Source organism: Delftia sp. JD2, from assembly GCF_001682645.1.
Lineage (GTDB): Bacteria > Pseudomonadota > Gammaproteobacteria > Burkholderiales > Burkholderiaceae_C > Comamonas > Comamonas acidovorans.
In genome coordinates, this window is record NZ_LFJT01000004.1 from 121,403 (window position 1) to 147,168 (window position 25,766).

Here is a 25,766-nt window from a genome sequence, read left to right on the forward strand (position 1 = left end):
GGCCTCGGGGTTTTGTTGCAGTCTGGCAACGTTCAACCCCGATAATGCGCGGCTGCATGGTCCGCTGCGGGCCGCACCCATTCAGAGATAGAGGTGGCGTCAGTGCCGCCGTGGAGCAAGTTAGACAATGGCCGATTCTTTTTCGTATGAGCAACTGATCGCTTCGGGCGAAGGCAAGCTGTTTTCCGCAGACAGCGGACGTCTTCCCCTGCCTCCCATGTTGATGTTCGACCGCATCACGCACATCGACACCGATGGTGGCGCCCACGGCCTGGGTAAGATCGTCGCCGAACTCGACATCAAGCCTGATCTCTGGTTCTTCGACTGCCATTTCCGGGGCGATCCCGTCATGCCCGGCTGCCTGGGCCTGGACGCCATGTGGCAGTTGATCGGCTTTTACCTGACCTGGCTGCGCCTTCCCGGCCGCGGCCGCGCCCTGGGCGCCGGCGAGGTCAAGTTCACTGGCGAAGTGGGTCCTGACGTCAAGCTGGTGACCTACGAAATCAACATCAAGCGCGTGATCAAGCGCAAGCTCAACATGGCCATCGGCGATGCACGCCTGCTGGCCGATGGCAAGGAAATCTACGTGGCCAATGACCTGCGCGTGGGTCTGTTCCTGCGCGAGGGTGAAGGCCAGGGAACGGCAGCATGACCAAACGTCGCGTAGTCATCACCGGCGCGGGCATTGTCTCGTGCATCGGCAACGACCTCGATACCGTGGAGACCTCGCTGCGCGAGGGCCGCACGGGCATCAAGGCCATGCCGAAGTTCACCGAACTGGGCATGCGCAGCCAGGTGGCCGGTGTGCCGGAGATCGACGTCGAGGCACGGATCGATCGCAAGCAGCTGCGCTTCATGGGCGATGCCGCTGCCTATGCGCAGATCGCGCTGGAAGATGCCATCGCCCAGGCCGGCCTGGCTCCCGAGCAGGTCAGCCATCCGCGCACGGGCCTGATCATGGGCTCGGGCGGCGGCTCGCCGGCCAACCAGATCGAGGCGGCCGACACATTGCGCGAGAAGGGCATTCGCCGCGTCGGTCCCTACCAGGTCACGCGCTGCATGAGCTCCACGGTGTCGGCCTGCCTGGCGACCAATTTCAAGGTCAAGGGCATCAACTACTCCATCACCTCGGCCTGCTCTACCTCGGCGCACTGCATCGGTGCTGCGGCACAGCAGATTGCCTGGGGCATGCAGGACGTGATGTTTGCCGGTGGCGGCGAAGAGCTGTCCTGGGGCATGGCCCTGCTGTTCGACGGCATGGGTGCCATGTCCAGCAAGCACAACGACCAGCCCGAAAAGGCTTCGCGCGCCTATGACGCCAACCGCGACGGTTTCGTGATCGCAGGCGGCGGCGGTGCCGTGGTGCTGGAAAGCCTGGAGCACGCCCAGGCCCGGGGCGCGAACATCCTGGCCGAAGTCGTGGGCTTTGGCGCCACCAGCGATGGCGAGGACATGGTCGCGCCCTCGGGCGACGGAGCCATCGCCTGCATGCAGCAGGCCCTTGAAGGCATCGAAGGCGGCGTGGACTACATCAACACCCACGGCACCTCCACGCCCGTGGGCGACATGCAGGAAGTGCGTGCCATGCGCGCGCTGTTCGGCGACCAGGTGCCGCCGTTCTCCTCCACCAAGTCGCTGACCGGCCACTCGCTGGGCGCGACCGGCGTGCAGGAAGCCATCTACTGCATGATCATGATGAACAAGGGCTTCATCGCAGGCTCGGTCAATGTGGACACGCCCGATCCGGCACTGGGCGACATGCCCCTGGTCACCCGCACGCGCGATGCCCAGTTGAACACCGTGCTGTCCAACAGCTTCGGCTTCGGTGGCACGAACGCCTCGCTGGTGCTGCGCCGCTGGCAGGGCCAGTGAACACGCCCTGGTGTGTAAAAGGCGTGTCCTGAAGGAAAAAGCCCGCCTCCTGCGGGCTTTTTTACTGGCGAGCGCCGACAATGCCCAGGCCGGGCGGGAGGCTGCACCCCATGCTGCTGCCGGATCCCCGCCCCAAGAACAATGAAATTTTGCAAGGTTGAACCATGATTCTTGTCACAGGCGGCGCTGGCTTCATCGGCGCCAATTTCGTGCTGGACTGGCTGGCTGCCGGCGATGAGCCGGTGCTCAACGTGGATAAGCTCACCTACGCCGGCAACCTCAAAAGCCTGGAGAGCCTGCAAGGCGATGCGCGCCATGTCTTCGTGCAGGCCGACATCGGCGACGGCCAGACCCTGGCCCGTCTGCTGGCCGAGCACAGGCCGCGCGCCGTCGTCAACTTCGCGGCCGAGAGCCATGTGGACCGCTCCATCCATGGCCCCGAGGACTTCATCCAGACCAACGTGGTCGGCACCTTCCGCCTGCTCGAGGCCGTGCGCGGCTACTGGAGCGCGCTGGATGCCGAGGCCAAGGCGGCTTTCCGCTTCCTGCATGTTTCCACCGACGAGGTCTACGGCAGCCTGGCGCCTGCGGCACCGGCCTTCACCGAAGACCACCTCTACGAGCCCAACAGCCCGTACTCGGCCAGCAAGGCCGCCAGCGACCACCTGGTGCGCGCCTGGCATCACACCTACGGCCTGCCCGTGCTGACCACCAACTGCAGCAACAACTACGGCCCGCTGCATTTCCCCGAGAAGCTGATCCCGCTGATGATCGTCAACGCCCTGGCCGGCAAGCCGCTGCCCATCTATGGCGACGGCATGCAGGTGCGCGACTGGCTCTATGTGCGCGACCACTGCAGCGCCATCCGCCGCGTGCTGGAGGCCGGCAGGCTGGGCGACACCTACAACGTGGGCGGCTGGAACGAGAAGCCCAACGTCGAGATCGTGAACACGGTCTGCGCGCTGCTCGACGAGCTGCGCCCCAAGGCCGATGGCACCAGCTACAGCGCACAGATCACCTATGTGAAGGACCGCCCCGGCCATGACCGGCGCTATGCCATCGACGCGCGCAAGCTCGAGCGCGAACTGGGCTGGAAGCCTGCCGAGACCTTCGAGACCGGCATCCGCAAGACCGTGCAGTGGTACCTGGACAACCCCGAATGGGTGGCCGATGTGCAGTCCGGCGCCTACCGCGAATGGGTCAACCGCCAGTACACCGACGGAGCCGGTGCATGAAGCTGCTGCTGCTGGGCCGCAATGGCCAGGTGGGCTGGGAGCTGCAGCGCAGCCTGGCGCCACTGGGCGAACTGATTGCGCTGGACCGCCAGGGCGACGCCGGTGGCCAGGGCCTGTGCGGCGATCTCTCGCGCCTCGATGAGCTTGCACGCACCGTGCGCGCTCTGCGTCCCGATGTCATCGTCAATGCCGCCGCCCACACGGCCGTGGACAAGGCCGAAAGCGAGCCTGACCAGGCGCGGTTGCTCAACGCGCTGGCACCCCAGGTGCTGGCCCGCGAGGCGGCGCAGACCGGTGCGCTGCTGGTGCACTACAGCACGGACTACGTCTTCGACGGCAGCGGCAGCGCCGCGCGCACGGAGACCGAGGCCACGGCGCCGCTGTCCGTCTATGGCAGCAGCAAGCTCGAAGGCGAGCAACTGATCCAGGCTTCGGGCTGCCGCCACCTGATCTTTCGCACCAGCTGGGTCTATGCGGCGCGCGGCGGCAACTTCGCCAAGACCATGCTGCGCCTGGCCCAGGAGCGTGAGGCACTGAGCGTGATCGACGACCAATGGGGCGCACCGACGGGCGCGGACCTCATCGCCGACGTCACGGCCCATGCCATTCGCCAGCTGCAGCGCCAACCCGGCGACCAGGGCCTGTACCACCTGGTTGCCGGTGGCGAGACCACCTGGCACGCCTATGCCAGCCACGTGATCGCCCGCGCCCGCGAACTCGCGCCCGACCGGCCCTGGAAGGTGCAGCGCATAGCTGCCGTGCCCACCAGCGCCTTTCCCACCCCGGCGCAGCGTCCGCACAATTCCCGGCTGAACACCGACCGGTTGCAGCAGACCTTCGGCCTGCGCCTGCCGCACTGGCAGGCCGGCGTGGACCGCATGCTGCAGGAAATCATCTGAGCGTGGCTGCGCGCTTCAGCAAGAACCCCAGGATCCAGGACATGAACCAGACACGCAAAGGCATCATCCTCGCGGGCGGCTCCGGCACCCGCCTGCACCCGGCCACGCTGGCCATCAGCAAGCAGCTGCTGCCGGTCTACGACAAGCCGATGATCTACTACCCGCTGAGCGCCCTCATGCTCGCGGGCATCCGCGAGATCCTCGTGATCAGCACCCCGCAGGACACGCCGCGCTTCGAGCAATTGCTGGGCGACGGCTCGCAGTGGGGCCTGAAGCTGGAGTACGCCGTCCAGCCCAGCCCGGATGGCCTGGCCCAGGCCTTTTTGATTGCCGAAGACTTCCTGGCCGGCGCCCCCAGCGCCCTGGTGCTGGGCGACAACATCTACTACGGACACGATTTCCCCCGCCTGCTCGAACGCGCTGACGCGCGCAGCGAAGGCGCCACGGTGTTTGCCTACCATGTGCAGGACCCGGAACGCTATGGCGTGGCCGAGTTCGATGCCCAGGGCCGGGTTCTTTCCCTGGAGGAAAAGCCCAAGCAGCCCAGGAGCAACTACGCGGTCACGGGCCTGTATTTCTACGACAGCCAGGTGGTGGAACTGGCCAAGTCCATCAAGCCCTCGGCGCGCGGCGAGCTGGAAATCACCGACCTCAACCGCCTGTACCTGGACAAGGGCCAGCTCAATGTGGAGCTCATGGGCCGTGGCTATGCCTGGCTGGACACGGGCACGCATGACAGCCTGCTGGAAGCCGGCCAGTTCATCGCCACCTTGCAGCAGCGCCAGGGCCTGAAGGTGTCATGCCCCGAGGAGATCGCCTTCCGCCAGGGCTGGATAGACCGTGCCCAGCTCGAGACGCTGGGCCAGGCCCTGGCCAAGAATGGCTACGGCCAGTACCTGCTGCAGATCCTCAAGGAAAAGGTGCACGCATGAAGGCAACACCCCTGGCCATCCCCGAGGTGATGCTGATCGAGCCCAAGGTGTTTGGTGACGATCGCGGCTTCTTCCTCGAAAGCTTCAACCAGCAGGCCTTCAACCAGGCCACGGGCACGGACCACCAGTTCGTGCAGGACAACCACAGCCGCAGCAAGAAGGGCGTGCTGCGCGGCCTGCACTACCAACTGCCTCCCCATGCCCAGGGCAAGCTCGTGCGCGTGGTGCGCGGCGCCGTGTTCGACGTGGCCGTGGACATCCGCAAGGGCTCGCCGACCTTTGGCCAATGGGTGGGCGCCGAGCTGACGGAAGACAACCACCGCCAGCTGTGGGTGCCCCCAGGCTTTGCCCACGGCTTCGTGGTGCTCAGCGACAGCGCCGACTTCCTCTACAAGGCCACGGCCTTCTACGCGCCCCAGGCCGATCGCGGCATTGCCTGGGACGACCCGGCCATCGGCGTGCAGTGGCCGCAGCTCGATGTGGAGATGTCGCTGTCGGACAAGGATCTCAAGCAGCCGCTGCTGGCGGATGCCGAGCTGGCCTGAGCCGGTTCACATCTGGTCCGGCAGCACCCCGCCCGGCACGGCTTCCTCCAGAAAGCCGGCGATCAGCCGGGCCTGGCGGCGTTCGCGCAGGCAGTACAGGTACTCGGGCAGGCGCGGCACGGGGCCTGCGAAGGGCAGGACGACGATGTCGGGGTGGGCCGAGGCTTCATGCCGGGCGAAGACGCTGATGCCCATGTCGCGGATCACGGCCTCGCGGATGGCTTCGCGGCTGGCGATTTCCATGATGTGGCGCGGTGCCAGGCCGGCGGCGGCCAGCATCTGTTCGGTGAGCTGGCGCGTCATGGAGCCGCGCTCGCGCAGGATCAGCGTGTCGTGCACCAGATCGGACGCCTGCACCATGGTGCGCTGCGCCAGCCGGTGGCTGCGGTGCACCAGCAGGGCCAGCGGGTCCTGGCCCAGCTCCACTCGCAGCAGGCGCGGATCGCTCTCCAGGTGTGACGAGGTCGCCAGGTCCACCTGGTAGTCCACCAGCGCCTGCACCATCTGGCGCGAGTTGCCGCCCACGATGGCCACTTCCACCCGCTCGAAGCGCCGCTGGTAGCGCTTGACGATGTCCAGCACGTAGTAGGGCGCCGTCGCGCCTATGCGCAGCTGGCCCTGGCTGGCATCGCCCGAATGGCGCAGCGCCGACTCCAGCTGGATGGTCTGCAGCAGCAATTGCTCGACCTGGGGCAGCAGGCGCAAGCCGGCATCGGTGATGGACAGCCGTCCGCCCTGGCGATGGAACAGCTCCACGCCGTAGTGCTCTTCCAGCGCGCGGATCTGGGTGGTCACGGTGGGCTGGCTCAGTGCGAGCTGGCGCGCGGCTTGCGTGATGCTGCCAAGGCGGGCGACCCAGAAAAAGGACTTGAGCTGCGTGACGAACATGGCGGGATTGGAGGCAGGGGGGCGGCTCCATATTTCACCATGTCGCCGCAGCCTGAAGGCCTGCGGTGGCCGGGTATGTCCCGGGAAAAAACTCCTGCGCCCAAAGGCACACTTCTTGCATACCAGTTTGCGTGCCAGTTTGTGTGCCAGCTGATCATGGTTTTCGGCTGGTCTTGTGTCAGTGATTACTCGTGGTCAAGGAGCGCATCAATGGACATCCGCAACCCCTCGCCAGGTCTCTACAACGAAGATCTGGCGCCCACCAGGGACCGCCGCTGGGGCGCCTTCAGCATCTTCAACGTCTGGACTTCGGACGTGCACAGCCTCTGGGGCTACTACCTGGCGGCCAGCCTGTTTCTGCTGTGCGGCAGCTTCGTCAATTTTCTGATCGCCATCGGCATCAGCTCCCTGGTCATCTTTTTTCTGATGAACCTGGTGGGCTATGCGGGTGAGAAGACCGGCGTGCCCTACCCGGTGCTGGCGCGTGCCTCGTTCGGGGTCTGGGGGGCGAATCTGGCGGCGCTGGTGCGCGCCGTCGTGGCCTGCTTCTGGTATGGCGCGCAGACGGCGGCCGCCTCGGGCGCCATGGTGGCGCTGCTGGTGCGCAATGACGCCCTGCTGTCCTTCCACCAGACCACGCACTGGCTGGGCCATTCGGGGCTGGAGGTGATCTGCTACGTGGTCATCTGGGCCTTGCAGCTGCTGATCATCCAAAGGGGCATGGAGACCGTGCGGCGATTCCAGGACTGGGCCGGGCCTGCCGTGTGGATCGCCATGCTGGTGCTGGCCATCGGCCTGTGCGTGAAGGCCGGCGGCTTCAGCTTCGACCACGGCATTCCCATGGATGTGCTGCTGGACAAGACCAAGGATGCGGGGGTGAGCGGCGCGCCGGGCAGCTTCTGGGCGCTGATGGCCGTGGGCGCGACCTGGATCACCTACTTTGCGGCGCTGTACCTGAACTTCTGCGACTTCTCGCGCTATGCGAAGAACAAGGAAGCGGTCGCCAAGGGCAACCTCTGGGGCCTGCCCGTGAATCTGATCGCTTTCTCGCTGGTGGCCGGCATCACCACGATTGCGGCCTTCAAGGTCTATGGTGAGGTGCTGCTGCACCCCGAGCAGATCTCGGCCAAGTTCGACAGCTGGGTGCTGGCCCTGCTGGCCGCCGTCACCTTTGCCGTGGCCACGCTGGGCATCAACGTGGTGGCCAACTTCGTCTCGGCGGCCTTCGATATTTCCAACGTGTTTCCCAAGCGCATCGACTTCAAGCGCGGCGGATACATCGCCGCACTGATCGCCCTGGCTCTCTACCCCTTTGCACCATGGGAGGGCGGCGCTGCCCACTTCGTGAACGCCATCGGCGCCACCATGGGGCCGCTGCTGGGCATCATCCTGGTGGACTACTACCTGGTGGCCAAGGGCAACATCAACGTGGCCGCGCTGTATGACGAACATGGCGAATACCGCTACGAGGGCGGCTGGAACGTCAACGCGCTCATCGCCACGGGCATCGGCAGCGTGTTCTCCACCATCCTGCCCAACTTCACCAGCCTGCTGCCGGTCTGGTGGGGCACCTACGGCTGGTTCTTCGGCGTGCTGATCGGCGGCAGCGTGTACTGGGTGATGGCCACGCTGCGCCCGCGCCGCATTCCGGCCGCGGCCTGAGGAGTCTGCCATGTCCGAGCCGCAGGATGCGCCGGCCACCGGGCCGGCCTTGATTGCCGAGCGTGTCATGCGCTCCATCGTCGAGCGCAAGCTGCGTCCTGGCGAACGCCTGGGCGAAAAGGAACTGGCCGAGGTCTTCGGCGTGAGCCGCACCATGGTGCGCGAGGCGCTGATGCAGCTGCAGGCGCGCGGCTTCGTCGAGGTGCGCTCGCGCCAGGGCTGGTACGTGGTCGAGCCCTCGTTCGAGGAAGCCCAGGAAACCTATGCCGCGCGCCGCGTGCTGGAGTCCGGCATGCTGCGCGACGCGGGCCGGCCGCTGCAGGCGGCCATACGCACGCTGCGCGAGCATGTGGCACAGGAGCGGGGCGCCATCGCCGAGGCCGACAACGCCGGCCAGCGCAGCGTGCTGCTGGCCGACTTCCACGTCTGCCTGGCCGAGCAGATGGGCAACCGCTTTCTCACGGCCATGATGGCCGACCTCTCGGCGCGCACCACCCTGGTGTCTGCGCTGTACCAGTCGCAGACCGAGGCCCAGCACTCCAATGCCGACCACGAGGCCATCGTCGATGCGCTGGCGGCCGGCGACATGGCGCGCGCCGAGCAACTGATGCGCGAGCACATCGACGCGCTGGCCGCCAGACTGGATCAGAACCTTGCCCACCGCGCGCGCCTGCAGGACCGGCTGCTGGATGCGCTGCAGCCCCAGGCCGCCCAGGCAACGCGCACAGGCAGGGGCAAGCCGCGCGGCTGAAGAGACGGGGTGGGCGATGGGTGGGGCACCCAAATCCGCCAATACCCGCTTCGTCAAATTTCCGTTGTGTGACACGGGCGTTTCACCTGCGCTTCCTAAAGTGGGTGTCAGAGGTGGTGAACCTGCCACCTGTCCACGAACCCACAACGGAACTGCCACGCCATGCGCCACATCCTTGCCTCCCTGGGCCGCCGCCTCGCCATTGCCTCTGCGGCGCTGACCGTCGCCTCCTTCGCATCCCTGGCCCACGCGGCCAAGACCGAGCTGCTGGTCTACAGCGCGCTGGAGGCCGACCAGATCAAGGCCTACAAGAGCGGCTTCGAGAAGGCCCATCCCGAGATCGAACTCAAGTTCGTGCGTGACAGCACGGGCATCATCACGGCCCGCCTGCTGGCCGAGAAGGCCAACCCCCAGGCCGACGTGATCTGGGGCGTGGCCGCCACCTCGCTGATGCTGCTGGACAAGCAGGGCATGCTGCAGCCCTATGCGCCCAAGGGCCTGGACAAGGTGCGCGCCAACATGCGCGATCCGCGCGCGCAGCCGACCTGGGTGGGCATGGACCTGTGGTCCTCGGCCATCTGCTTCAACACCGTGGAGGCCGGCAAGCGCAAGCTGCCCGTGCCCGCCAGCTGGGCCGACCTGGTCAGGCCCGAGTTCAAGGGCACGATCACCATGCCCCACCCGGCCTCCAGCGGCACGGGCTACCTGATGGTCGCGGCCTGGCTGCAGATCATGGGCGAGGACAAGGGCTGGGCCTACATGGACGGCCTGCACCAGAACATCGGCGTGTACACGCACAGCGGCTCCAAGCCCTGCCGCCAGGCGGGGGCCGGCGAGTTTCCCGTGGGCCTGAGCTTCGAATACCGAGCCAGCAAGACCAGGAAGGATGGTGCGCCCATCGACATCGTTTTCCCCCGGGAAGGCCTGGGCTGGGATGTGGAGGCCACGGCCATCCTCAAGACCAGCAAGAAGCAGGAAGCCGCCAAGGCGCTGGCCGACTGGGCCGTGACGCCAGAGGCCAACAAGCTGTACGCCGCCAACTTCGCCGTGCTGGCCTTGCCCGAGGCGCAGGAGAAGCTGGAGTTCATCCCCGCCGATCTGGAAAAGCGGTTGGCGAAGAACGATTTCAACTGGGCCGCCGATAACCGCGACCGCATCCTGGCCGAGTGGAGCCGCCGCTACGAAGCCAAGGCAGAGAAAAAGTAAGCCGGAGCCACGCCATGCTGCGCATAGACCATATCGCCAAGCGCTACCGCGAGCAGCAGGTGCTGCGCGGCATTGACCTGAACGTTGAGGCGGGCGAGTTCGTCAGCCTGCTCGGCCCTTCGGGCTGCGGCAAGACCACGCTGCTGCGCATCGTCTGCGGCATCGACATGCCTGACGAGGGCAGGGTGCTGTTCGAGGGCGATGACATCACGCGCTGGCCGGCCGCACGCCGTGGCTTTGGCGTGGTGTTCCAGAGCTATGCGCTGTTTCCCAATCTCACGGCCGCGCAGAACGTGGCCTTCGGGCTGAACGGGCAGCCTGCAGCGCAGGCGCGCGAGCGTGTGGCCGAGATGCTGTCCCTGGTGGGCCTGGGCGCGCAGGCCCAGCGCTACCCGGCCCAGCTGTCGGGCGGCCAGCAGCAGCGCGTGGCCCTGGCCCGTGCGCTGGCGCCCCGGCCGCGCCTGCTGCTGCTCGACGAGCCGCTGTCCGCGCTCGATGCCCAGGTGCGCACCGAGCTGCGCAGCGAGATCCGCCAGTTGCAGCGCCAGCTGGGCATTGCCTCCATCATGGTCACGCACGACCAGGAAGAGGCCTTGTCCATGGCCGACCGCGTGGTGCTCATGCACCAGGGCCGCATCGAGCAGCAGGGCTCGCCCGAGCAGCTCTATGCCCGGCCCGTGAGCCAGTTCGCGGCCGGCTTCGTGGGCCGCATGAACCTGCTGCCGGCCACGGCCGAATCGGCGGACCAGGTGCGCATCGGCGAGGCCAGCCTGCGCTGCGCGCTGGCCGGTTTCGAGCCTGGCGCTGCCCTGCTGGTGGGCGTGCGGCCCGAGAGCGTGGTGCTGCACCCGGCCCAGCCCACGGCATTGGCCAACCTGTTCCGCGCCCGCGTGGTGGAGACCTCCTTCCTGGGATCGATGGCCCTGGTGCGCCTGTTCAGCCCCACGCTGCAATGCCAGGTTGACGCCCAGTGGCCCCTGCGCCACGACGTGGGCCTGCCCGACTGGCTGCAGGGCGAGGTGCTGATGGAGCTGCCCGCCGCCGCGCTGCAGCCGTTGGCGGCGCCCGACGCGAGGAAGGCCGCATGAGCGCGCATCCCATGGACACGGCCATTTCCGTGCCTGTGCCCGTCCCCGTGCCGGTGGACCGCTCCGTTTCCGCCCGCCGCAGCGCGCCTGCAGGGCCCGTGCGTCCGCGGGGGCGCAGCGCAGGCTGGGAGCGCTGGTGGCTGGGCGCACTGGTGCTGGGCGCACTGGCCTGGCTGCTGGCCACCATCGCCCTGCCGGTCGCCAGCCTGCTGGGCAGGAGTTTCTGGGACGACACGGGCCGCTTCACGGGCCTGGCCCAGTTCATCACCTATGCGCGCATGCCGGGCGTGGCGCAATCGCTGTTCAACAGCCTGTGGCTGTCGGCCGTGAGCAGCACGGTCTGCGTGCTGCTGGCCTATGTCTATGCCTATGGCGTGGTGCGCAGCTGCATGCCGCTGGCGCGCTGGTTCCGGGGCCTGGCGCTGGTGCCGCTGCTGGCGCCTTCGCTGCTCATGGCCATCAGCCTGATCTACCTGTTCGGCAGCCAGGGCCTGCTCAAGGGCTGGCTGCAGGGGGGCTCGGCCTACGGGCCCTTCGGCATCATCGTGGGCTCGGTGCTCTGGACCTTTCCGCATGCGCTGATGATTCTGTGCACCACGCTGGCCTCGGGCGATGCGCGCCTGTACGAGGCGGCCGCCACGCTGGGCGCCAGCCGCTGGCGCAGCTTCCGCCAGGTCACGCTGCCAGCCAGCCGCTACGGGCTGATGATTTCCTGGATCGTGGTCTTCGTGCTCGTGGTGACCGACTTCGGCGTGCCCAAGGTCATTGGCGGCAACACGGCCATGCTGGCCACCGATATCTACAAGCAGGTCATAGGCCAGCAAAACCTGTCCATGGGTGCCGTGGTGGCCATGCTGCTGCTGGTGCCGGCCGGCCTGGCCTTTGCGGCAGAGCGCCATTTGCGTGCGCGGCAGGCGGCGACCATGGGCGTGCGCTCCGTGCCGCTGGTGCCCCAGCCCCATGCGCCGCTGGACCGCGCGCTGCTTGCCTACTGCGCGCTGGTGGCGCTGGCGCTGCTGGCCGTCATGGGCACGGCCGTGCTGGCCTCCCTGGTCAGCTACTGGCCGTACAACCTCACGCTGACGTTCAAGAACTACCGCTTCGACATGATGGACGGCGGCGGCTGGGCCAGCTATGGCAACTCGCTGTCCATGGCGCTGGCCACGGCGGTGGTGGGGGCGGTGCTGAGTTTTGTGACCGCCTACCTGGTGGCCAAGCCACAGCGCTGGGCACGCACGCGCCAGTGGCTGCATGCCGTGGCCACGCTGCCCATGGCCGTGCCGGGGCTGGCGCTGGGCCTGGGCTACATCCTGTTCTTCAATGCCCAGGGCAATCCGCTGCATTTTCTGTACGGCAGCATGGCCATCCTGGTGCTGTGTTCGGTGGCGCATTTCTTCTCGGTGGCGCACATCACGCAACTGGCCGCGCTGCAGCAGCTCGATGCCGAATACGAGCGCGTGGCCGATTCCCTGGGCGTGGCCTTCTGGACGCTGCTGTGGCGCGTGCACCTGCCGGTGTGCATGCCCGTAGTGATGCAGGTGGCCGGTTACTTCTTCGTCAACGCCATGACCACGGTGTCGGCCGTGGTGTTCCTCTACTCGCCCGAGACCACGCTGGCCTCGGTGGCGGTGCTGGCCATGGACGACGCGGGCGACACCGCGCCCGCCGCCGCCATGGCCACGCTGATCTTTGCCACCGCCGCCACGGGCCGGCTGCTGATCGCGGCGCTGGATGCCTGGGTGCAGCGGCGCACGCAGCGCTGGCGCCAGCGCTGATTCCTTCTCTGTTCCTCCCTCCGTTTTTTTCTCATGAAGAACTACGACCTGATCGTGGTGGGGGCCGGCATTGTCGGCCTGGCCCACGCCTATGCGGCCGCGCGCCGTGGCCGCAGCGTGCTCGTCATCGAGCGCGACGCGGCCTGCATCTCCGCCTCCATCCGCAACTTCGGCTTTGTGACCGTCACGGGCCAGCAGGCCGGTGCCCACTGGCGGCGTGCCATGCGCTCGCGCGACACCTGGGCCGAGATTGCGCCGCAGGCCGGCATCGAGGTCGTGCACCGCGGCCTGTGGCTGACGGCGCGCCGCCCCAGCGCCGAGGCCGTGCTCCATGCCTTCCTGAGCACGGCGATGGGCGAGCGCTGCGAGCTGCTCACGCCGGCCCAGGCCGCCGAGCGCCATCCTGCACTGCGTACTGGGGATTTGTCCGCCGTGCTCTACAGCCCGCATGAACTGCGCGTGGAGTCGCGCACAGCCATTCCCAGGTTGGCGCAGTGGCTGCAGCAGGCCATGGGCGTGGATTTCCGCTTTGGCGAGGCCGTGCTCGACGTGGCCGCGCCCCGGGTGCGCAGCACGCGCGCCAGCTACCACGGCGAGCGCGTGGTGGTCTGCAACAACGCCGACCCGGGCGGCCTGTTCGCCGGCCTGTGGGCGCCGCACCGCATCCAGCTGTGCCAGCTGCAGATGCTGCGCGTGCGGCCGCAGCCGGGCTTTCGGCTCAAGGGCTCGGTCATGGGTGACCTGAGCATGGTCAGATACGAGGGCTACAGCGCCCTGCCCGAAGCCGCCGCGCTGCGCGCCGAGCTGGAGCGGGAGGAGGGCGAGAGCCTGGCCCACGGCATCCACCTGATCGCCGTGCAAAGCGCTGATGGCAGCCTGGTGGTGGGCGATTCCCACCACTACGGCGCAGCGCCCCAGCCCTTTGCCAGCGAAGCCGTGGACCGGCTGATGCTGCGCCACATGAACGAGGCCCTGAACCTGCGCGATGCGCAGGTGGTGGAGCGCTGGGTGGGCGTCTACCCGAGTGCGCAGGACGCGCCCTGCGTGGTGCATGCGCCCGACGAGGCCACACGCGTGGTCGCTGTCACGGGCGGGTCCGGCGCCAGCACGGCGTTCGGTCTGGCCGAGGAGGTCTGGAGCGCGTGGTGAGCGGCAGCCGGCCTACTTACTTGCCGAACATCACCCACAGCAGCGCCAGCACCATGATCGTGGCCAGCACGGCCAGCGTGATCTTGAGGGCGCTGTAGGGGCGCTCGCCCGCAATCTGGCCCGTGTAGCCGTTGGCGATGATCTGGAAGGTCTTGCTGCCGTAGGTGTAGCCCACCAGCCAGACCGGCACGAGGATGTGCTTGAAGGTGCGGCCCTGGTACTCGCGCTGCATCTGCAGGTTGCGGTAGGTGTCGCCGGGCACCTGGCGCGCGCACAGGGCGCGCAGCTGCTCGTCCATGTCCTGCACGTTGACCTGCGCGGCCTTGCCCAGGTCGATCTGGTAGCGCTCCACGGTCCAGCCGCGCACGAACTCGGGCGTGTAGGGCTTGAGGTCGGTGGTGGTGGGAAAGGGCTCCACCTGGCGCAGCAGGTTGGCGTGCACGCCCACGGTGCCGGGCACCAGCTCGTCGTCGAAGAAATGGGCGAGGCTGCCCGAGGCCGGCTCCCAGCGCACATGGCGCACCTGGCGCGTCTGCACGTTGCCGTTGCTGTCGCGGTAGGACTCGGTGGTGTAGTAGTAGAAGCCCGCCTCGGCCTGCCAGTCGGCGCTGGCGTGGGCGTCGAAGGTCCAGTAGGGCAGGTAGACGCCATGCAGCGTGTCGGTCAGCGCGGCGGACTTCAGGCGGTTGGGCGCGAACCAGCGGCTGCCGTACCACTGGCGGATGCGGTCGCGGATCTGGCCGTCGCTGATCTTGAAGGGCAGGATGCTCTGCGGCGTGATGGCATCGCCCTGCTCCTCATGGGCGACGATGGAGGGCGAGCCGCAGAAGTCGCAGCGCTGGGCCACGGTGCGGTTCACGAAGACCGAGATCGCGCGGCAGTTCTGGCACTGGACCTCGTAGCGGTCCTCCGTGCCCCAGCCCCGGCCGGACTTTGGGTTGCGCAGCGCCTCGGCCAGGTCCTGCTCGACCACATCGCGGCCCAGTTCCTCGCGCGTTTCCTCGCTCCAGGGCACCGTGGTGCCACAGTACGGGCACTTGAGCGCCTGGGCCTGGGCATTCCATTCGAGGTTGGCGCCGCATTCGGGGCAGGGGTGCTTGCGCACCATGGCGGGCGCGGCGGCTGCGGCCTCCCAGGAACCGGAGGCGGGGGAAGTCGAGGTGCTGGAGGAACTGGAGGAGGGCGCGCTCACGGCATCGGTCCTGGAAAACGGGACGCGGCGCCAGGCAGGGCCTGGCGCCGCAAAGGGTCAAGACACGGAAATGTCAGCCGCGCAGGAAGTCATCGAGTGCGGCTTGCGCAATGCGCCACTGGCTGCCGATCTGGCGCGCCTTGAGGTTGCCGGCCTGGATCTCGGCCAGCACATCGGCCTCGCTCACACCCAGCACCTGGGCCGCCTGCGCCGGGGTCAGCACCTGCAGTCCACCGGCGGCGGGCGCTGCGGGCGCCTGGGCCGCCTGTGCGGCAGCGGGCGAGAACGGATCGGACGCCTGGCCCTGGCCGGCCGGTGCGCCACCGGCACCGCCGCCGCTTTGCATGCTCTTCATCATCTCCTGCGCCATGCCGAAGCCCATGGCCATGGTGGCGGGCAGGGTGGCTGCGGCAGCGCCTTCGCCGCCCGTGGTCATGGCCTGGCCCATCTGGTATTTGACGTAGTCGTTGAGGTTGCCGATGGCCGTCATGCTGGAGCGCTTGTCGATGGCCTGCTCCACCTCGGGCGGCACGGACACGTTCTCCAGCACGAAGCTGGTGATCTCCAGGCCGTACTTGTCCGTCATGGCCGGGTTGATCAGCGGCAGCAGCGCATCGCCCAGCTCGCCATAGCGCTGGGCCACGTCCAGCACGGGCACCTGGGCCTTGGCCAGCGACTCGGTGAACACGCTGATGATGCGCGAGCGCATGGTGTCGGCGAACTCGTCGATGCGGAAGTTCTGGTCCGTGCCCGCCACTTCCTTGAGGAACTTGGCCGGCTCGACGATGCGGAAGTCATAGGTGCCGAAGGCGCGCAGGCGCACGGCGCCGAAGTCCTTGTCGCGCACCATCACGGGGTTGGAGGTGCCCCACTTGTTGCCCGTGAACAGGCGCGTGTTGATGAAGTAGACATCGCACTTGAACGGCGAGTTGAAGCCGTACTTCCAGCCCTGGATGGTAGACAGGATGGGAATGTTCTGCGTGGTCAGCGTGTGCTTGCCGGGGCTGAACAGGTCGGCGTACTGGCCGGCCGAGACGAACTGCACCTGCTGCGACTCGCGCACGATGAGCTGTGCGCCGTTCTTGATTTCCTTGTCGTCATCGGGCCAGCGGTAGGAGAGCGTGTCGCGCGAGTCATCGGTCCACTCGATGATCTCTATCAGTTGCTTGGTGATGATGTTCATCAGGTTCATGGCAGGCTCCGGGGCGGTGGTGGTCCACGACAAAAAAGGTCAGTGGGCCATTCTAGGGGGCGTGCATGGCGGCGTGGCGAACGGTCACCGGCCGCTGCCCTGGTGAATTGTCAAAAAATGATCCGGATGCGTCGTGCAAGGCGGGCTTTCGGGTCTTCGCGCGCCACGGCCTTTGCCGGCATGTGTCGCCTGCTCCGTTTTTTGATGCAGATCGCCCTGTGGAGCGTCTGCCGTGGGGCCGCAGGCCCGCGCCACGGCGCAGGGCCGGGCGGCGCCTTAAAATCGTCGTTTGCGCGGCGCGAGCCGCCTCTCATTCACCGGCGCGGCCCCGGCCTGCGTGCGACGCCTGAAACAAGTCATGCTCACTTTCCAACAAATCATCCTCAAGCTGCAGTCCTACTGGGCCGACCAGGGCTGCGCGCTGCTCCAGCCCTATGACATGGAAGTGGGCGCGGGCACCTCGCACACCGCCACTTTCCTGCGCGCCCTGGGCCCCGAGCCCTGGAAGGCCGCCTACGTGCAGCCCAGCCGCCGCCCCAAGGACGGCCGCTATGGCGACAACCCCAACCGCCTGCAGCACTACTACCAGTTCCAGGTGGTGCTCAAGCCCGCGCCCGACAACATCCTGGAGCTGTACCTGGGCTCGCTCGAAGCCCTGGGGTTCGATCTCAAGAAGAACGACATCCGCTTCGTCGAGGACGACTGGGAGAACCCCACGCTGGGCGCCTGGGGCCTGGGCTGGGAAGTCTGGCTCAACGGCATGGAGGTGACGCAGTTCACCTACTTCCAGCAGGTCGGCGGCATCGACTGCAAGCCCGCCACGGGCGAGATCACCTACGGCCTGGAGCGCCTGGCCATGTACCTGCAGGGCGTGGACAACGTCTACAACCTGACCTGGACCGACGGCCTGAGCTACGGCGACGTCTACCACCAAAACGAGGTGGAGCAGTCCACCTACAACTTCGAGCACTCGGACGCCGACTTCCTGTTCACCGCCTTCGGCGCCTACGAAAAGCAGGCCAACCACCTGATCGGCGAACAGCTGGCGCTGCCGGCCTACGAGCAGGTGCTCAAGGCCGCCCACACCTTCAACCTGCTCGATGCGCGCGGCGCCATCAGCGTGACGGAGCGTGCCGCCTACATCGGCCGCATCCGCAACCTGGCCCGCGCCGTGGCCAAGGCCTATATGGACAGCCGTGCGCGCCTGGGCTTCCCCATGGCGCCCAAGGCCCATGCCGACGAAGTGCTGGCCGAGCTGGCCAAGGCCGCCGAACAACAGGGCAAGAAGGCCGCCTGAGGCGGACACCGCTGCACCGAGAGAACACCAGACCATGAACGCATCGAATCTTCTTGTTGAACTGTTTGTCGAAGAGCTGCCCCCGAAGGCGCTGCAAAAGCTGGGCGACGCCTTTGCCGGCGTGCTGTTCGAGCAGCTCAAGGCCCAGGGCCTGCTGGCCTCCAGCGAAGCGCGCCTGACGGCCTATGCCTCGCCGCGCCGCCTGGCCGCCCATATCACCGAAGTCCTGCCCCAGGCAGAGGACAAGGCCGTGTCGCAAAAGCTCATGCCCGTCTCCGTGGGCCTGGACGCCGACGGCAAGCCCACGCCCGCCCTGATCAAGAAGCTGGCCGCCCTGGGTGCCGGCGAAGAAGCCGTTGCCGGCCTGACCCGCCAGGGCGAAGGCAAGGCCGAAGCCCTGTTCCACGCCTCCACCGTGCGCGGCGTGATGCTGGCCGATGGCGTGCAAAAGGCGCTGGACGAAGCCATTGCCAAGCTGCCCATCCCCAAGGTCATGCGCTACCAGCTGGCCGACGGCTGGAGCAGCGTCCATTTCGTGCGCCCGGCCCACGGCCTGGTGGTGCTGCACGGCACCGAAGTGCTGATCGGCGTCAAGGCCCTGGGCCTGACGGCCGGCACGGCCACGCATGGCCACCGCTTCGAGGCGGCGGTCGATCCCGTGGTCATCCGCTCCGCCGATGACTACGCCGCGCAGCTGCGCGAGGAAGGTGCCGTCATCGCCAGCTTCGCCGAGCGCCGTGCCGAGATCGCGCGCCAGCTGCAGGCTGCTGCCGAGCGCGTGGGCGGCGGTGTCCGTCCCATCGAGGACGAGGCCCTGCTGGACGAGGTCACGGCGCTGGTCGAGCGCCCCAATGTGCTGGTCTGCGAGTTCGAGAAGGAATTCCTCGACGTGCCGCAGGAATGCCTGATCCTCACCATGAAGGCCAACCAGAAGTACTTCCCCCTGCTGGACGCCGCCGGCAAGCTGACCCACCAGTTCCTGGTGGTCAGCAACATCAGCCCGCAGGATGCCAGCGCCGTCATCGGCGGCAACGAGCGCGTGGTGCGCCCGCGCCTGGCCGACGCCAAGTTCTTCTTCGACCAGGACCGCAAGAAGACCCTGGCCTCGCGCGTGGACGGGCTGGGCAAGGTGGTCTACCACAACAAGCTCGGCACCCAGGGCGAGCGCGTGGAGCGCGTGCGCTCCATCGCCAAGAGCATTGCCCGCCAGCTGGGCGACACGGGCCTGGCCCAGCAGGCCGACCTGGCCGCGCAACTGGCCAAGACCGACCTCGTGACCGACATGGTGGGCGAGTTCCCCGAGCTGCAGGGCACCATGGGCCGCTACTACGCGCTCAACGACGGCCTGGACGTGGCCGTGGCCGATGCCATCGAGGACCACTACAAGCCCCGCTTTGCGGGCGACGAACTGCCGCGCGGCAACGCCGGCGTGGTCGTGGCCCTGGCCGACAAGCTGGAAACCCTGGTCGGCATGTTCGGCATCGGCAACCTGCCCACGGGCGACCGCGACCCGTTCGCGCTGCGCCGCCATGCGCTGGGCGTGATCCGCATGCTGGTCGAGAAGGACCTGGCGCTGGACCTGGAGACCCTGCTGGTCAGCGTGCTGCCTGCCTTCGGCGACAAGATCGAGGACGCCACGCCCCAGCTGGCCGACTTCATCTACGACCGCCTGGCCGGCAACCTGCGTGAGCAGGGCTTCTCGGCCCAGGAAGTGGACTCCGTGCTGGCCCTGCGCCCGCAGCGCCTGTCCGACGTGCAAAAGCGCCTGGAAGCCGTGCGCGCCTTCGGCGAGCTGCCCGAGGCACCGGCCCTGGCCGCCGCCAACAAGCGCGTGGGCAACATCCTCAAGAAGGCCGACCAGGCCGTGCAGGCCCAGGTCGACGCGGCCGTGCTGGCCGAGGTGGCAGAGAAGGACCTGTACGCAGCCCTGCAATCGGTGGCGCCCAAGGCGCAGCAGCAGTTTGCTGCCGGCGACTACACGGCCAGCCTGCAGACCCTGGCCGCGCTGCGCGCCCCGGTCGATGCCTTCTTCGAGCATGTGATGGTCAACGCCGAAGACCCGGCCCTCAAGGCCAACCGCCTGGGCCTGCTGGCCACGTTGCACGAAGCCATGAACCGCGTGGCGGACCTTTCGCGACTGGCGTAAATGGAGCACCCCCTGAGGCGCTTCTCGCCTTCCCCCCGTGGCACGGCGCCTCTCTACTTGCTTCGCAAGGGAGGGGGACGACACCTTCGGTGCGGGGCGGCCCTTCCTCGGTGTCCCTCGTCTTGGGACGCGCGCAATTGAGTTCTGACATTCTTGGGACCCGACCATGAAAATTGCGATCCTGGACCGTGACGGAACCCTCAACCAGATCGGTGAGGAGGGCTTCATTGGCTCGGCCGAAGCCTGGAAGGCCCAGCGCGGGGCGCTGGAAGCCGTGGCGCGCCTGAACCGGGCGGGCTGGCATGTGGTGGTCGCCACCAACCAGCCGGGCCTGGGCCGGGGCCTGTTCGACGTGACCGAGCTCAATGCCGTGCACGCGCGCATGCACCGCGAAATGGCGGCGGCAGGCGCGCGCGTCGATGCGGTTTTCTACTGCCCCCATGCCCCGGACGAGGAATGCCATTGCCGCAAGCCCGGCACGGCACTGTTCGAGCAGATTGCCGAGCGCTTCGGCGTCGAGGGGCACCAGCTGTGGGTGGTCGGCTCCTGCGTGGCCCACCTGCAGGCCGGTGCCGCCATGGGCGCGCGCCTGCACCTGGTCTGCACGGGCGCCAGCGCCGGAGTGTCTCTGGACGGAGCGCTGCCGCCTGGACTGCCGCCCGGCACCCAGCGCCATGCCAGCCTGGCCGCGCTGGCCGATGCGCTGGTTCCGGCAGATGCCGCACCCGCTCCCTGAACGCCTGAACGCCCGAACGGCGCTTTGCCCATGCGCCGCCGGCCTGCCGTCCTGCGCACAATGCTATCTTTGTGAATTCCGATTCCTGAGGGCGCAAGGCCCGGGCCTGCCGCCCGGCCGCTGCGCCACTTTCTGCACCACACTGCCGCCATGTCCCTGATCCGCTCCACCCTCCACATGCTCTGGATGGGCATCACCGTGATCCCCTACACCCTGGCCGTGCTGCTCACGCGCTGGCTGGGCGGCGGGCCGCGCCGCGTCTATGCCGTGGCGCGCGCCTGGCTCAAGCTGTCGGTGGACAGCGCCCGCGTCATCATGGGCGTGCGCCACCGCGTGCAGGGCATGGAGAACCTGCCCACCGACCCCAAGCAGGGCGTGGTGCTGCTGGTCAAGCACCAGTCCACCTACGAGACCTTCCTCATGCCGGCGATCATGCCGCGCCCGCTGGCCTATGTGTTCAAGAAGGAGCTGCTCATGGTGCCCTTCTTCGGCTGGTCCATCGGCAGCATGGACATGATCCACATCGACCGCAAGCACGGTTCGCGCGCCTTCCACAAGGTGGTGGAGCAGGGCAAGCGCTTGTTGGGCCAGGGCACCTGGGTGATCATGTTTCCCGAAGGCACGCGCATCCCGCGCGGCCAAAGGGGCGAGTACAAGACCGGCGCCACGCGCCTGGCCATCATGACCGGCGTGCCCGTCGTGCCCGTGGCCGTCACCTCGGCCAAGTGCTGGCCGCGCAAGGCCTTCATCAAGACGCCGGGCGTGGTCGATGTCTCCATCGGCAAGCCCATCCCTTCCGTGGGCCGCAAGCACGAGGAGCTGATGGTGGAAGTCGAAAACTGGATCGAGGCCGAAATGCAGCGCCTCGACCCCGAGGCCTACCGCGCCTGAGGCGCCGGAGACCGGCATGGCGGACCCGGCACAGCGCAGTTGGGATTGGCTGCTGCCACCTGCCGTGCAAACGCAGGACGGCGGGCTGAAGCCGCGCCGTGACAGGGCTGCTGCCCCCGCCCAGCCTTCGTCCGCGCCTCTTCCTCCTTCTCCTCCATCTCTCCTATCTCCATCCACCATCCCCGAGCCCAGTCCCCGCGTCCATCCGGACGCCAACCAGCAGGCGGTCCTCCAGGGGCAGGTGCTGCATTACCGGCTGCAGCGCTCGCGCCGGCGCACCATAGGCTTCACCATCGGCGCGCAGGGGCTGGTGGTCAGCGCGCCTGCCTGGGTCAACATGGCTGCCATCGCGCAGGCGCTGGAGGCGAAATCGGGCTGGATACTGCGCAAGCTGCACGAGGCCGGCCAGCGCCAGCAAGCCCAGCATGCGGCACGCATCCGCTGGGAGCACGGCGCAGAGATCGGCTATCTGGGCCGCCCCTTGCAGCTGTGCCTGACCGGCGGCGAAACCCAGCCGCTGCGCACGCGCCAGGTACACCGTGAACAGGCGGCCGACGGCAGCCAGTCCCTGCACCTGCCGCTGGCGCCTGGGGTATCGGCCGCCGAGGTGCGCGCCTGCGTGCAGGCCTGGATGCTGCGCGAGGCGCGCTCCTGGTTCACGGCCAGCCTGCAGCGCCACGCGCCGCTCCTGGGCGTGCAGTGGACCAGCCTGAGACTGACCAGTGCAAGCACGCGCTGGGGCAGTGCCAACTCGGCTGGCGCCATACGGCTGAACTGGCGGCTCATGCAGCACGCGCCCGAGGTCATCGACTACGTGGTCGTGCACGAGCTGTCCCACCTGCGGTACATGGACCACAGCCCGCGCTTCTGGGCCACGGTGGCCAGCGTGATGCCGGGCTGGGAGGCCCAGCGCCAGGTGCTGCGCGACAGGCTGCTGCCTCCCTGGGAATAGGCGACTCGGGCACCGGCGAGCCGGCGCCAGTCGGGCTGGACGGTTATTCTTGCCGGGCACACAACCGCGTCCTATCAAGAAAGCCAATCCATGTCCGCAAGCGCTCCCGTTCCCGCAGCCATTCCCCTGACCGTCCAGCCCGCACCGGGCTATGCCGGCGACATTCCTCCCGAACTCGCCTGGCAATGGCAGCAATCCGGCGAAGCCGTGCTCGTCGATGTGCGCACCGATGCAGAGCGCGACTGGGTGGGCCGCGTACCGGGCGCCGTGGCCGTGGCCTGGAAGCAGTGGCCGTCCATGGCGATGAACCCCGATTTCGACAGCCAGCTGCGCGCCGCCGTGCCTGAAGGAGGCAAGGTGGTCCTGCTGTGCCGCAGCGGCGTGCGCTCGGTGGCCGCTGCCCAGCGCGCGGCGCAACTGGGCATCGAGGCCTACAACATCCTCGAAGGTTTTGAGGGCGATGTGGACGCCAACGGCCAGCGCGGCCATGTCGGCGGCTGGCGCCTGCGCGGCCTGCCCTGGCGCCAGTAAGCCGGCGCCGACCTGGCGTCGTTCAGAGCTGCGGCTCCGCGAATCCCAACGCCACCGCCCGGGCGGCCACCATGTCCACCAGGGCCTGGGCCGGTCCTGACAGCGTGGCCTGCGAGCGCATGGCCAGCAGCAGCCGGCGCCGGGTGTTGAGCGCCCCCAGCGGACGCAGCCGCAGTGCCCGCGCGGCCAGGTGCGGCGCGGTGGCCGCGCGCGGCAGGATGGCGAGCCCCAGACCCACCGAGACCATGTGGCACATGGCGTCGAAGCTGCGCACCTGGATGCGGATCCGCACGGGCCGGTTGATGGATTCGGCCTCGGCCGCAATGCGCCGCATCAGCGAGGTGGAGCGGGCCAGGCTCACGAAGTCGTGGTCCAGCACGGTGGCCAGGGGCACGGGGGAGTCGTCGTCCGTGTCCAGCGCATGGCCGCGCGGCATGACCAGCACCAGCTCGTCCACATCGCAGACCTGGGTGCTCAGCCCTTCCAGAGGCGTGTTTTCCCCGATGATGGCCAGCTCGGCCACGCCGCTGAGCACGGCGCGCACGGATTCCTCGCTGAGCGCGTCTTCCAGGTCCACCGACACACCTGGGTGGGCGGCCATGAAATCGGCCAGCAGCCGGGGCAGAAAGCCTGCAAATGCGGAGTTGTTGGCCCACAGGCGCAACTGGCCCGTGGCGCCGCTGCGAAAGTCGTCCATGGCCAGGGCCAGGTGCTCCAGCCGGGCCACCACGTCCACGGCATGGTGGTACATGCTCTGACCGGCGGGCGTGGGCGTGACGCCGCGCTTGCTGCGCACCAGCAGGGTCACGCCGCAGTGCTGTTCCAGCTCGGCTACGCGTTTGCTGGCGGCCGCCAATGACAGCCCCAGCGTGCGCGAGCCCGCCGTCAGGCTGCCGGCATCGACCACGGCCACATACAGGCGCAGCGTCAGCAGATCGAAGCGGTGCAGGTTGATCATTCCCATCCTCCACCACAGACGAAGGATGGATCAACGAGATACGGCTGTTCGGCCGCGCGCAGGCCCGCAAGAATGCGCCGGTACAAAGAGAACATGGAGACAAGCATGAATCGACGCATTGTGCTGCAGGCCGCCGGCCTGGCAGCGGCCGCCCTGCTGGGCGCAGGAACCGTCCAGGCCCAGGCCTTTCCAACCAAGTCCATCACCCTCGTGGTCCCCAACCCGCCCGGCGGCGTGGTGGACACGGCGGCACGCCTGGCGTCCGATCCGCTGTCGCGCCTGCTGGGGCAGTCGGTAGTGGTGGACAACCGGGGCGGCGCCAGCGGCAACATCGCCTACCAGATGGTGGCCCGGTCGCCCAAGGACGGCTACACGCTGCTGGCCTCGTATTCGGCCTACCACGTGGGCAATCCGGCACTGTTCCCCAAGCTGCCCTGGGCGCAGTCCGAGTTGGCGCCCGTGGGGCTGATCGTGGCCGCCACCAATGTGATCGCCGTTCATCCTTCCGTTCCGGCGAACAATCTGCAGGAGTTCATTGCCTATCTGCGCAAGAACCCGGGCAAGGTCAATTACGCGTCGCAGGGCAATGGCTCGCTGTCCCATGTGGGCACGGCCGTGTTCGCCCAGGTGACGCAGACCCAGATCACGCATGTGCCCTACAAGGGGTCCGGCCCTGCCATCCAGGACGTGCTGGGCGGCCAGGTGCAGATGTTCATCACCACGCCGCCTTCGGTGCTGGGCCATGTGCAGACGGGCAAGCTCAGGGCCCTGGCCGTGACCAGCAAGACGCGCCATCCCATGCTGCCCGATGTGCCCACCACGGCCGAAGCGGGCCTGCCGGGCTTCGAGCTGGAAGCCTGGGTCGGCCTGTTCGCGCCTGCGGGCACGCCGCCCGAGGCCATCGCCAGGCTGTCGGACGCGCTCAAGACCTCCCTGGAGTCGCCTGACGTGCAAAAGCGCGCGGCCCTGCAGGGCGTGGAGCCGCGATTCCTCGGCCCGCAGGCGCTGGCCGCCCTGGTCCAGCGGGAGACGGACCACTGGGGCAAGGTGATCAAGGCCAACCACATCACGATGGATTGACATGGCAGCCAAAACCCATTTCCGCATCGGGCAGATCGTGCCCAGCTCCAACACCACGATGGAGACCGAGATCCCCGCCATCCTGCGCGCCCGCGAGGCCTTGGCTCCCGAGCGTTTCACCTTTCACTCCAGCCGCATGCGCATGAAGCATGTGACCAAGGAGGAACTGGCCGCCATGGACGGCGACAGCGATCGCTGCGCGCTGGAACTGTCGGATGCGCGTGTCGATGTGCTCGGCTATGCCTGCCTGGTGGCCATCATGAGCATGGGGCGCGGCTACCACCGTGTCTCGGAAGCACGCCTGCACCAGCGCACCGTGGACAACGGCGGCCCCGCGCCCGTGGTCACCAGCGCCGGCGCCCTGGTCGATGGCCTGCACGCCATCGGCGCGAAGAAGGTGGCGCTGCTGGCGCCCTACATGAAGCCGCTGACGCAACTGGTCATCGACTACATAGAGAACGAGGGCATCGAAGTGGTGGACAGCATCTCGCTGGAGATTGCCGACAACCTGCAGGTGGGTGCCCAGGATGCGCGCGCACCCATCGAGATCACGCTGCGCCTGAACACGGCCAACGCCGACGCGGTCATCGCCTCGGCCTGCGTGCAGATGCCCTCGCTGGCCTCGGTGCAGCCCATCGAGGACCGCGTGGGCCTGCCGGTACTGTCTTCCTCGGTGGCCACGACGTTCATGATGCTCAAGCGCCTGGGCTTGCCTACAGCCGTTCCGGGATTCGGTGCGCTGTTGAGCGGTAAATACTGACTACTGACTGAGCCCACGAAAAAACCGCC

The 25,766-nt window shown here is 67.8% G+C and carries 24 protein-coding genes; 20 read left to right on the top strand and 4 right to left on the bottom strand.

The window, feature by feature from the left end:
- The first annotated feature begins 127 nt into the window (after positions 1-127).
- From fabA to rfbC, 6 genes are all read left to right on the top strand, one after another.
- Positions 128-652 carry a bifunctional 3-hydroxydecanoyl-ACP dehydratase/trans-2-decenoyl-ACP isomerase gene (fabA, locus tag ACM14_RS03640; RefSeq protein WP_012203203.1) on the top strand — a complete coding sequence of 175 codons (525 nt, stop codon included), beginning with the start codon at positions 128-130 and terminating at the stop codon, positions 650-652.
- Entirely contained in the window at positions 649-1,872 is a 1,224-nt protein-coding gene (gene fabB / locus ACM14_RS03645) for a beta-ketoacyl-ACP synthase I (RefSeq protein WP_012203204.1), read from the top strand. Before fabA ends, fabB begins: the two co-directional genes overlap by 4 nt.
- 164 nt (positions 1,873-2,036) lie before the next feature.
- On the top strand, positions 2,037-3,107 hold the full coding sequence (rfbB, locus tag ACM14_RS03650) for a dTDP-glucose 4,6-dehydratase (protein WP_065345361.1): 1,071 nt from the start codon (positions 2,037-2,039) through the stop codon (positions 3,105-3,107).
- Entirely contained in the window at positions 3,104-4,006 is a 903-nt protein-coding gene (rfbD, locus tag ACM14_RS03655) for a dTDP-4-dehydrorhamnose reductase (protein WP_047217745.1), read from the top strand. The genes rfbB and rfbD overlap by 4 nt, the downstream gene beginning before the upstream one ends.
- A gap of 41 nt (positions 4,007-4,047) precedes the next feature.
- The gene (gene rfbA / locus ACM14_RS03660) at positions 4,048-4,938 is read left to right on the top strand and encodes a glucose-1-phosphate thymidylyltransferase RfbA (RefSeq protein ID WP_065345402.1); all 891 of its coding nucleotides are present in this window, start codon (positions 4,048-4,050) and stop codon (positions 4,936-4,938) included.
- The gene (rfbC, locus tag ACM14_RS03665; RefSeq protein WP_065345362.1) at positions 4,935-5,483 is read left to right on the top strand and encodes a dTDP-4-dehydrorhamnose 3,5-epimerase; all 549 of its coding nucleotides are present in this window, start codon (positions 4,935-4,937) and stop codon (positions 5,481-5,483) included. Before rfbA ends, rfbC begins: the two co-directional genes overlap by 4 nt.
- Positions 5,484-5,489: 6 nt before the next feature.
- Here the strand turns inward: rfbC and ACM14_RS03670 are convergent, their stop codons facing one another.
- Positions 5,490-6,371 carry a LysR substrate-binding domain-containing protein gene (locus tag ACM14_RS03670; protein ID WP_034398134.1) on the bottom strand — a complete coding sequence of 294 codons (882 nt, stop codon included), beginning with the start codon at positions 6,369-6,371 and terminating at the stop codon, positions 5,490-5,492.
- Between the two features lie 210 nt (positions 6,372-6,581).
- Here ACM14_RS03670 and ACM14_RS03675 point away from each other — a divergent pair, with 210 nt between their 5' ends.
- From ACM14_RS03675 to ACM14_RS03700, 6 genes are all read left to right on the top strand, one after another.
- The gene (locus ACM14_RS03675) at positions 6,582-8,033 is read left to right on the top strand and encodes an NCS1 family nucleobase:cation symporter-1 (protein WP_065345363.1); all 1,452 of its coding nucleotides are present in this window, start codon (positions 6,582-6,584) and stop codon (positions 8,031-8,033) included.
- 10 nt (positions 8,034-8,043) lie between these two features.
- Positions 8,044-8,784, top strand: a complete 741-nt coding sequence (locus tag ACM14_RS03680; RefSeq protein ID WP_013804251.1) for a GntR family transcriptional regulator — start codon at positions 8,044-8,046, stop codon at positions 8,782-8,784.
- 162 nt (positions 8,785-8,946) lie between these two features.
- A complete protein-coding gene (locus ACM14_RS03685) occupies positions 8,947-9,990 on the top strand; it encodes a putative 2-aminoethylphosphonate ABC transporter substrate-binding protein (protein ID WP_065345364.1) in 1,044 nt (347 codons plus the stop codon).
- 14 nt (positions 9,991-10,004) lie between these two features.
- On the top strand, positions 10,005-11,078 hold the full coding sequence (locus tag ACM14_RS03690; RefSeq protein WP_013804249.1) for an ABC transporter ATP-binding protein: 1,074 nt from the start codon (positions 10,005-10,007) through the stop codon (positions 11,076-11,078).
- Positions 11,075-12,853 carry a putative 2-aminoethylphosphonate ABC transporter permease subunit gene (locus ACM14_RS03695; RefSeq protein ID WP_065345365.1) on the top strand — a complete coding sequence of 593 codons (1,779 nt, stop codon included), beginning with the start codon at positions 11,075-11,077 and terminating at the stop codon, positions 12,851-12,853. Before ACM14_RS03690 ends, ACM14_RS03695 begins: the two co-directional genes overlap by 4 nt.
- A gap of 33 nt (positions 12,854-12,886) precedes the next feature.
- The gene (locus tag ACM14_RS03700) at positions 12,887-14,002 is read left to right on the top strand and encodes a TIGR03364 family FAD-dependent oxidoreductase (protein WP_065345366.1); all 1,116 of its coding nucleotides are present in this window, start codon (positions 12,887-12,889) and stop codon (positions 14,000-14,002) included.
- Between the two features lie 16 nt (positions 14,003-14,018).
- Here the strand turns inward: ACM14_RS03700 and ACM14_RS03705 are convergent, their stop codons facing one another.
- The gene (locus ACM14_RS03705) at positions 14,019-15,194 is read right to left on the bottom strand and encodes a zinc ribbon domain-containing protein (RefSeq protein ID WP_065345367.1); all 1,176 of its coding nucleotides are present in this window, start codon (positions 15,192-15,194) and stop codon (positions 14,019-14,021) included.
- Between the two features lie 73 nt (positions 15,195-15,267).
- Positions 15,268-16,386: an SPFH and helix-turn-helix domain-containing protein gene (locus ACM14_RS03710; protein ID WP_047217774.1), complete on the bottom strand. Its 1,119-nt coding sequence runs from the start codon at positions 16,384-16,386 to the stop codon at positions 15,268-15,270.
- Positions 16,387-16,744: 358 nt separating this feature from the next.
- Here ACM14_RS03710 and glyQ point away from each other — a divergent pair, with 358 nt between their 5' ends.
- The 6 genes from glyQ to ACM14_RS03740 all read left to right on the top strand — a co-directional run bounded on the left by glyQ (position 16,745) and on the right by ACM14_RS03740 (position 22,939).
- Complete coding sequence (gene glyQ, locus ACM14_RS03715) at positions 16,745-17,683, top strand: glycine--tRNA ligase subunit alpha (RefSeq protein ID WP_012203218.1); 939 nt, start codon at positions 16,745-16,747, stop codon at positions 17,681-17,683.
- A 34-nt stretch (positions 17,684-17,717) separates the two neighbouring features.
- Positions 17,718-19,829: a glycine--tRNA ligase subunit beta gene (gene glyS, locus ACM14_RS03720; RefSeq protein WP_065345368.1), complete on the top strand. Its 2,112-nt coding sequence runs from the start codon at positions 17,718-17,720 to the stop codon at positions 19,827-19,829.
- A gap of 166 nt (positions 19,830-19,995) precedes the next feature.
- Positions 19,996-20,565 carry an HAD-IIIA family hydrolase gene (locus tag ACM14_RS03725; protein WP_013804243.1) on the top strand — a complete coding sequence of 190 codons (570 nt, stop codon included), beginning with the start codon at positions 19,996-19,998 and terminating at the stop codon, positions 20,563-20,565.
- Between the two features lie 150 nt (positions 20,566-20,715).
- Entirely contained in the window at positions 20,716-21,456 is a 741-nt protein-coding gene (locus ACM14_RS03730; protein WP_013804242.1) for a 1-acyl-sn-glycerol-3-phosphate acyltransferase, read from the top strand.
- Between the two features lie 16 nt (positions 21,457-21,472).
- Positions 21,473-22,408, top strand: coding sequence for a M48 family metallopeptidase (locus ACM14_RS03735; RefSeq protein WP_065345369.1), 936 nt, complete (start codon positions 21,473-21,475; stop codon positions 22,406-22,408).
- 90 nt (positions 22,409-22,498) lie between these two features.
- Positions 22,499-22,939, top strand: coding sequence for a rhodanese-like domain-containing protein (locus ACM14_RS03740; protein WP_065345370.1), 441 nt, complete (start codon positions 22,499-22,501; stop codon positions 22,937-22,939).
- A gap of 22 nt (positions 22,940-22,961) precedes the next feature.
- On the opposite strand, the gene ACM14_RS03745 is transcribed toward ACM14_RS03740, so the two are convergent.
- The gene (locus tag ACM14_RS03745; RefSeq protein WP_065345371.1) at positions 22,962-23,897 is read right to left on the bottom strand and encodes a LysR family transcriptional regulator; all 936 of its coding nucleotides are present in this window, start codon (positions 23,895-23,897) and stop codon (positions 22,962-22,964) included.
- Between the two features lie 105 nt (positions 23,898-24,002).
- Between ACM14_RS03745 and ACM14_RS03750 the strand changes: the two genes are divergently transcribed.
- On the top strand, positions 24,003-24,977 hold the full coding sequence (locus ACM14_RS03750; RefSeq protein ID WP_012203225.1) for a tripartite tricarboxylate transporter substrate binding protein: 975 nt from the start codon (positions 24,003-24,005) through the stop codon (positions 24,975-24,977).
- A 1-nt stretch (position 24,978) separates the two neighbouring features.
- Positions 24,979-25,737: an Asp/Glu racemase gene (locus ACM14_RS03755; RefSeq protein ID WP_065345372.1), complete on the top strand. Its 759-nt coding sequence runs from the start codon at positions 24,979-24,981 to the stop codon at positions 25,735-25,737.
- Positions 25,738-25,766 lie beyond the last annotated feature (29 nt).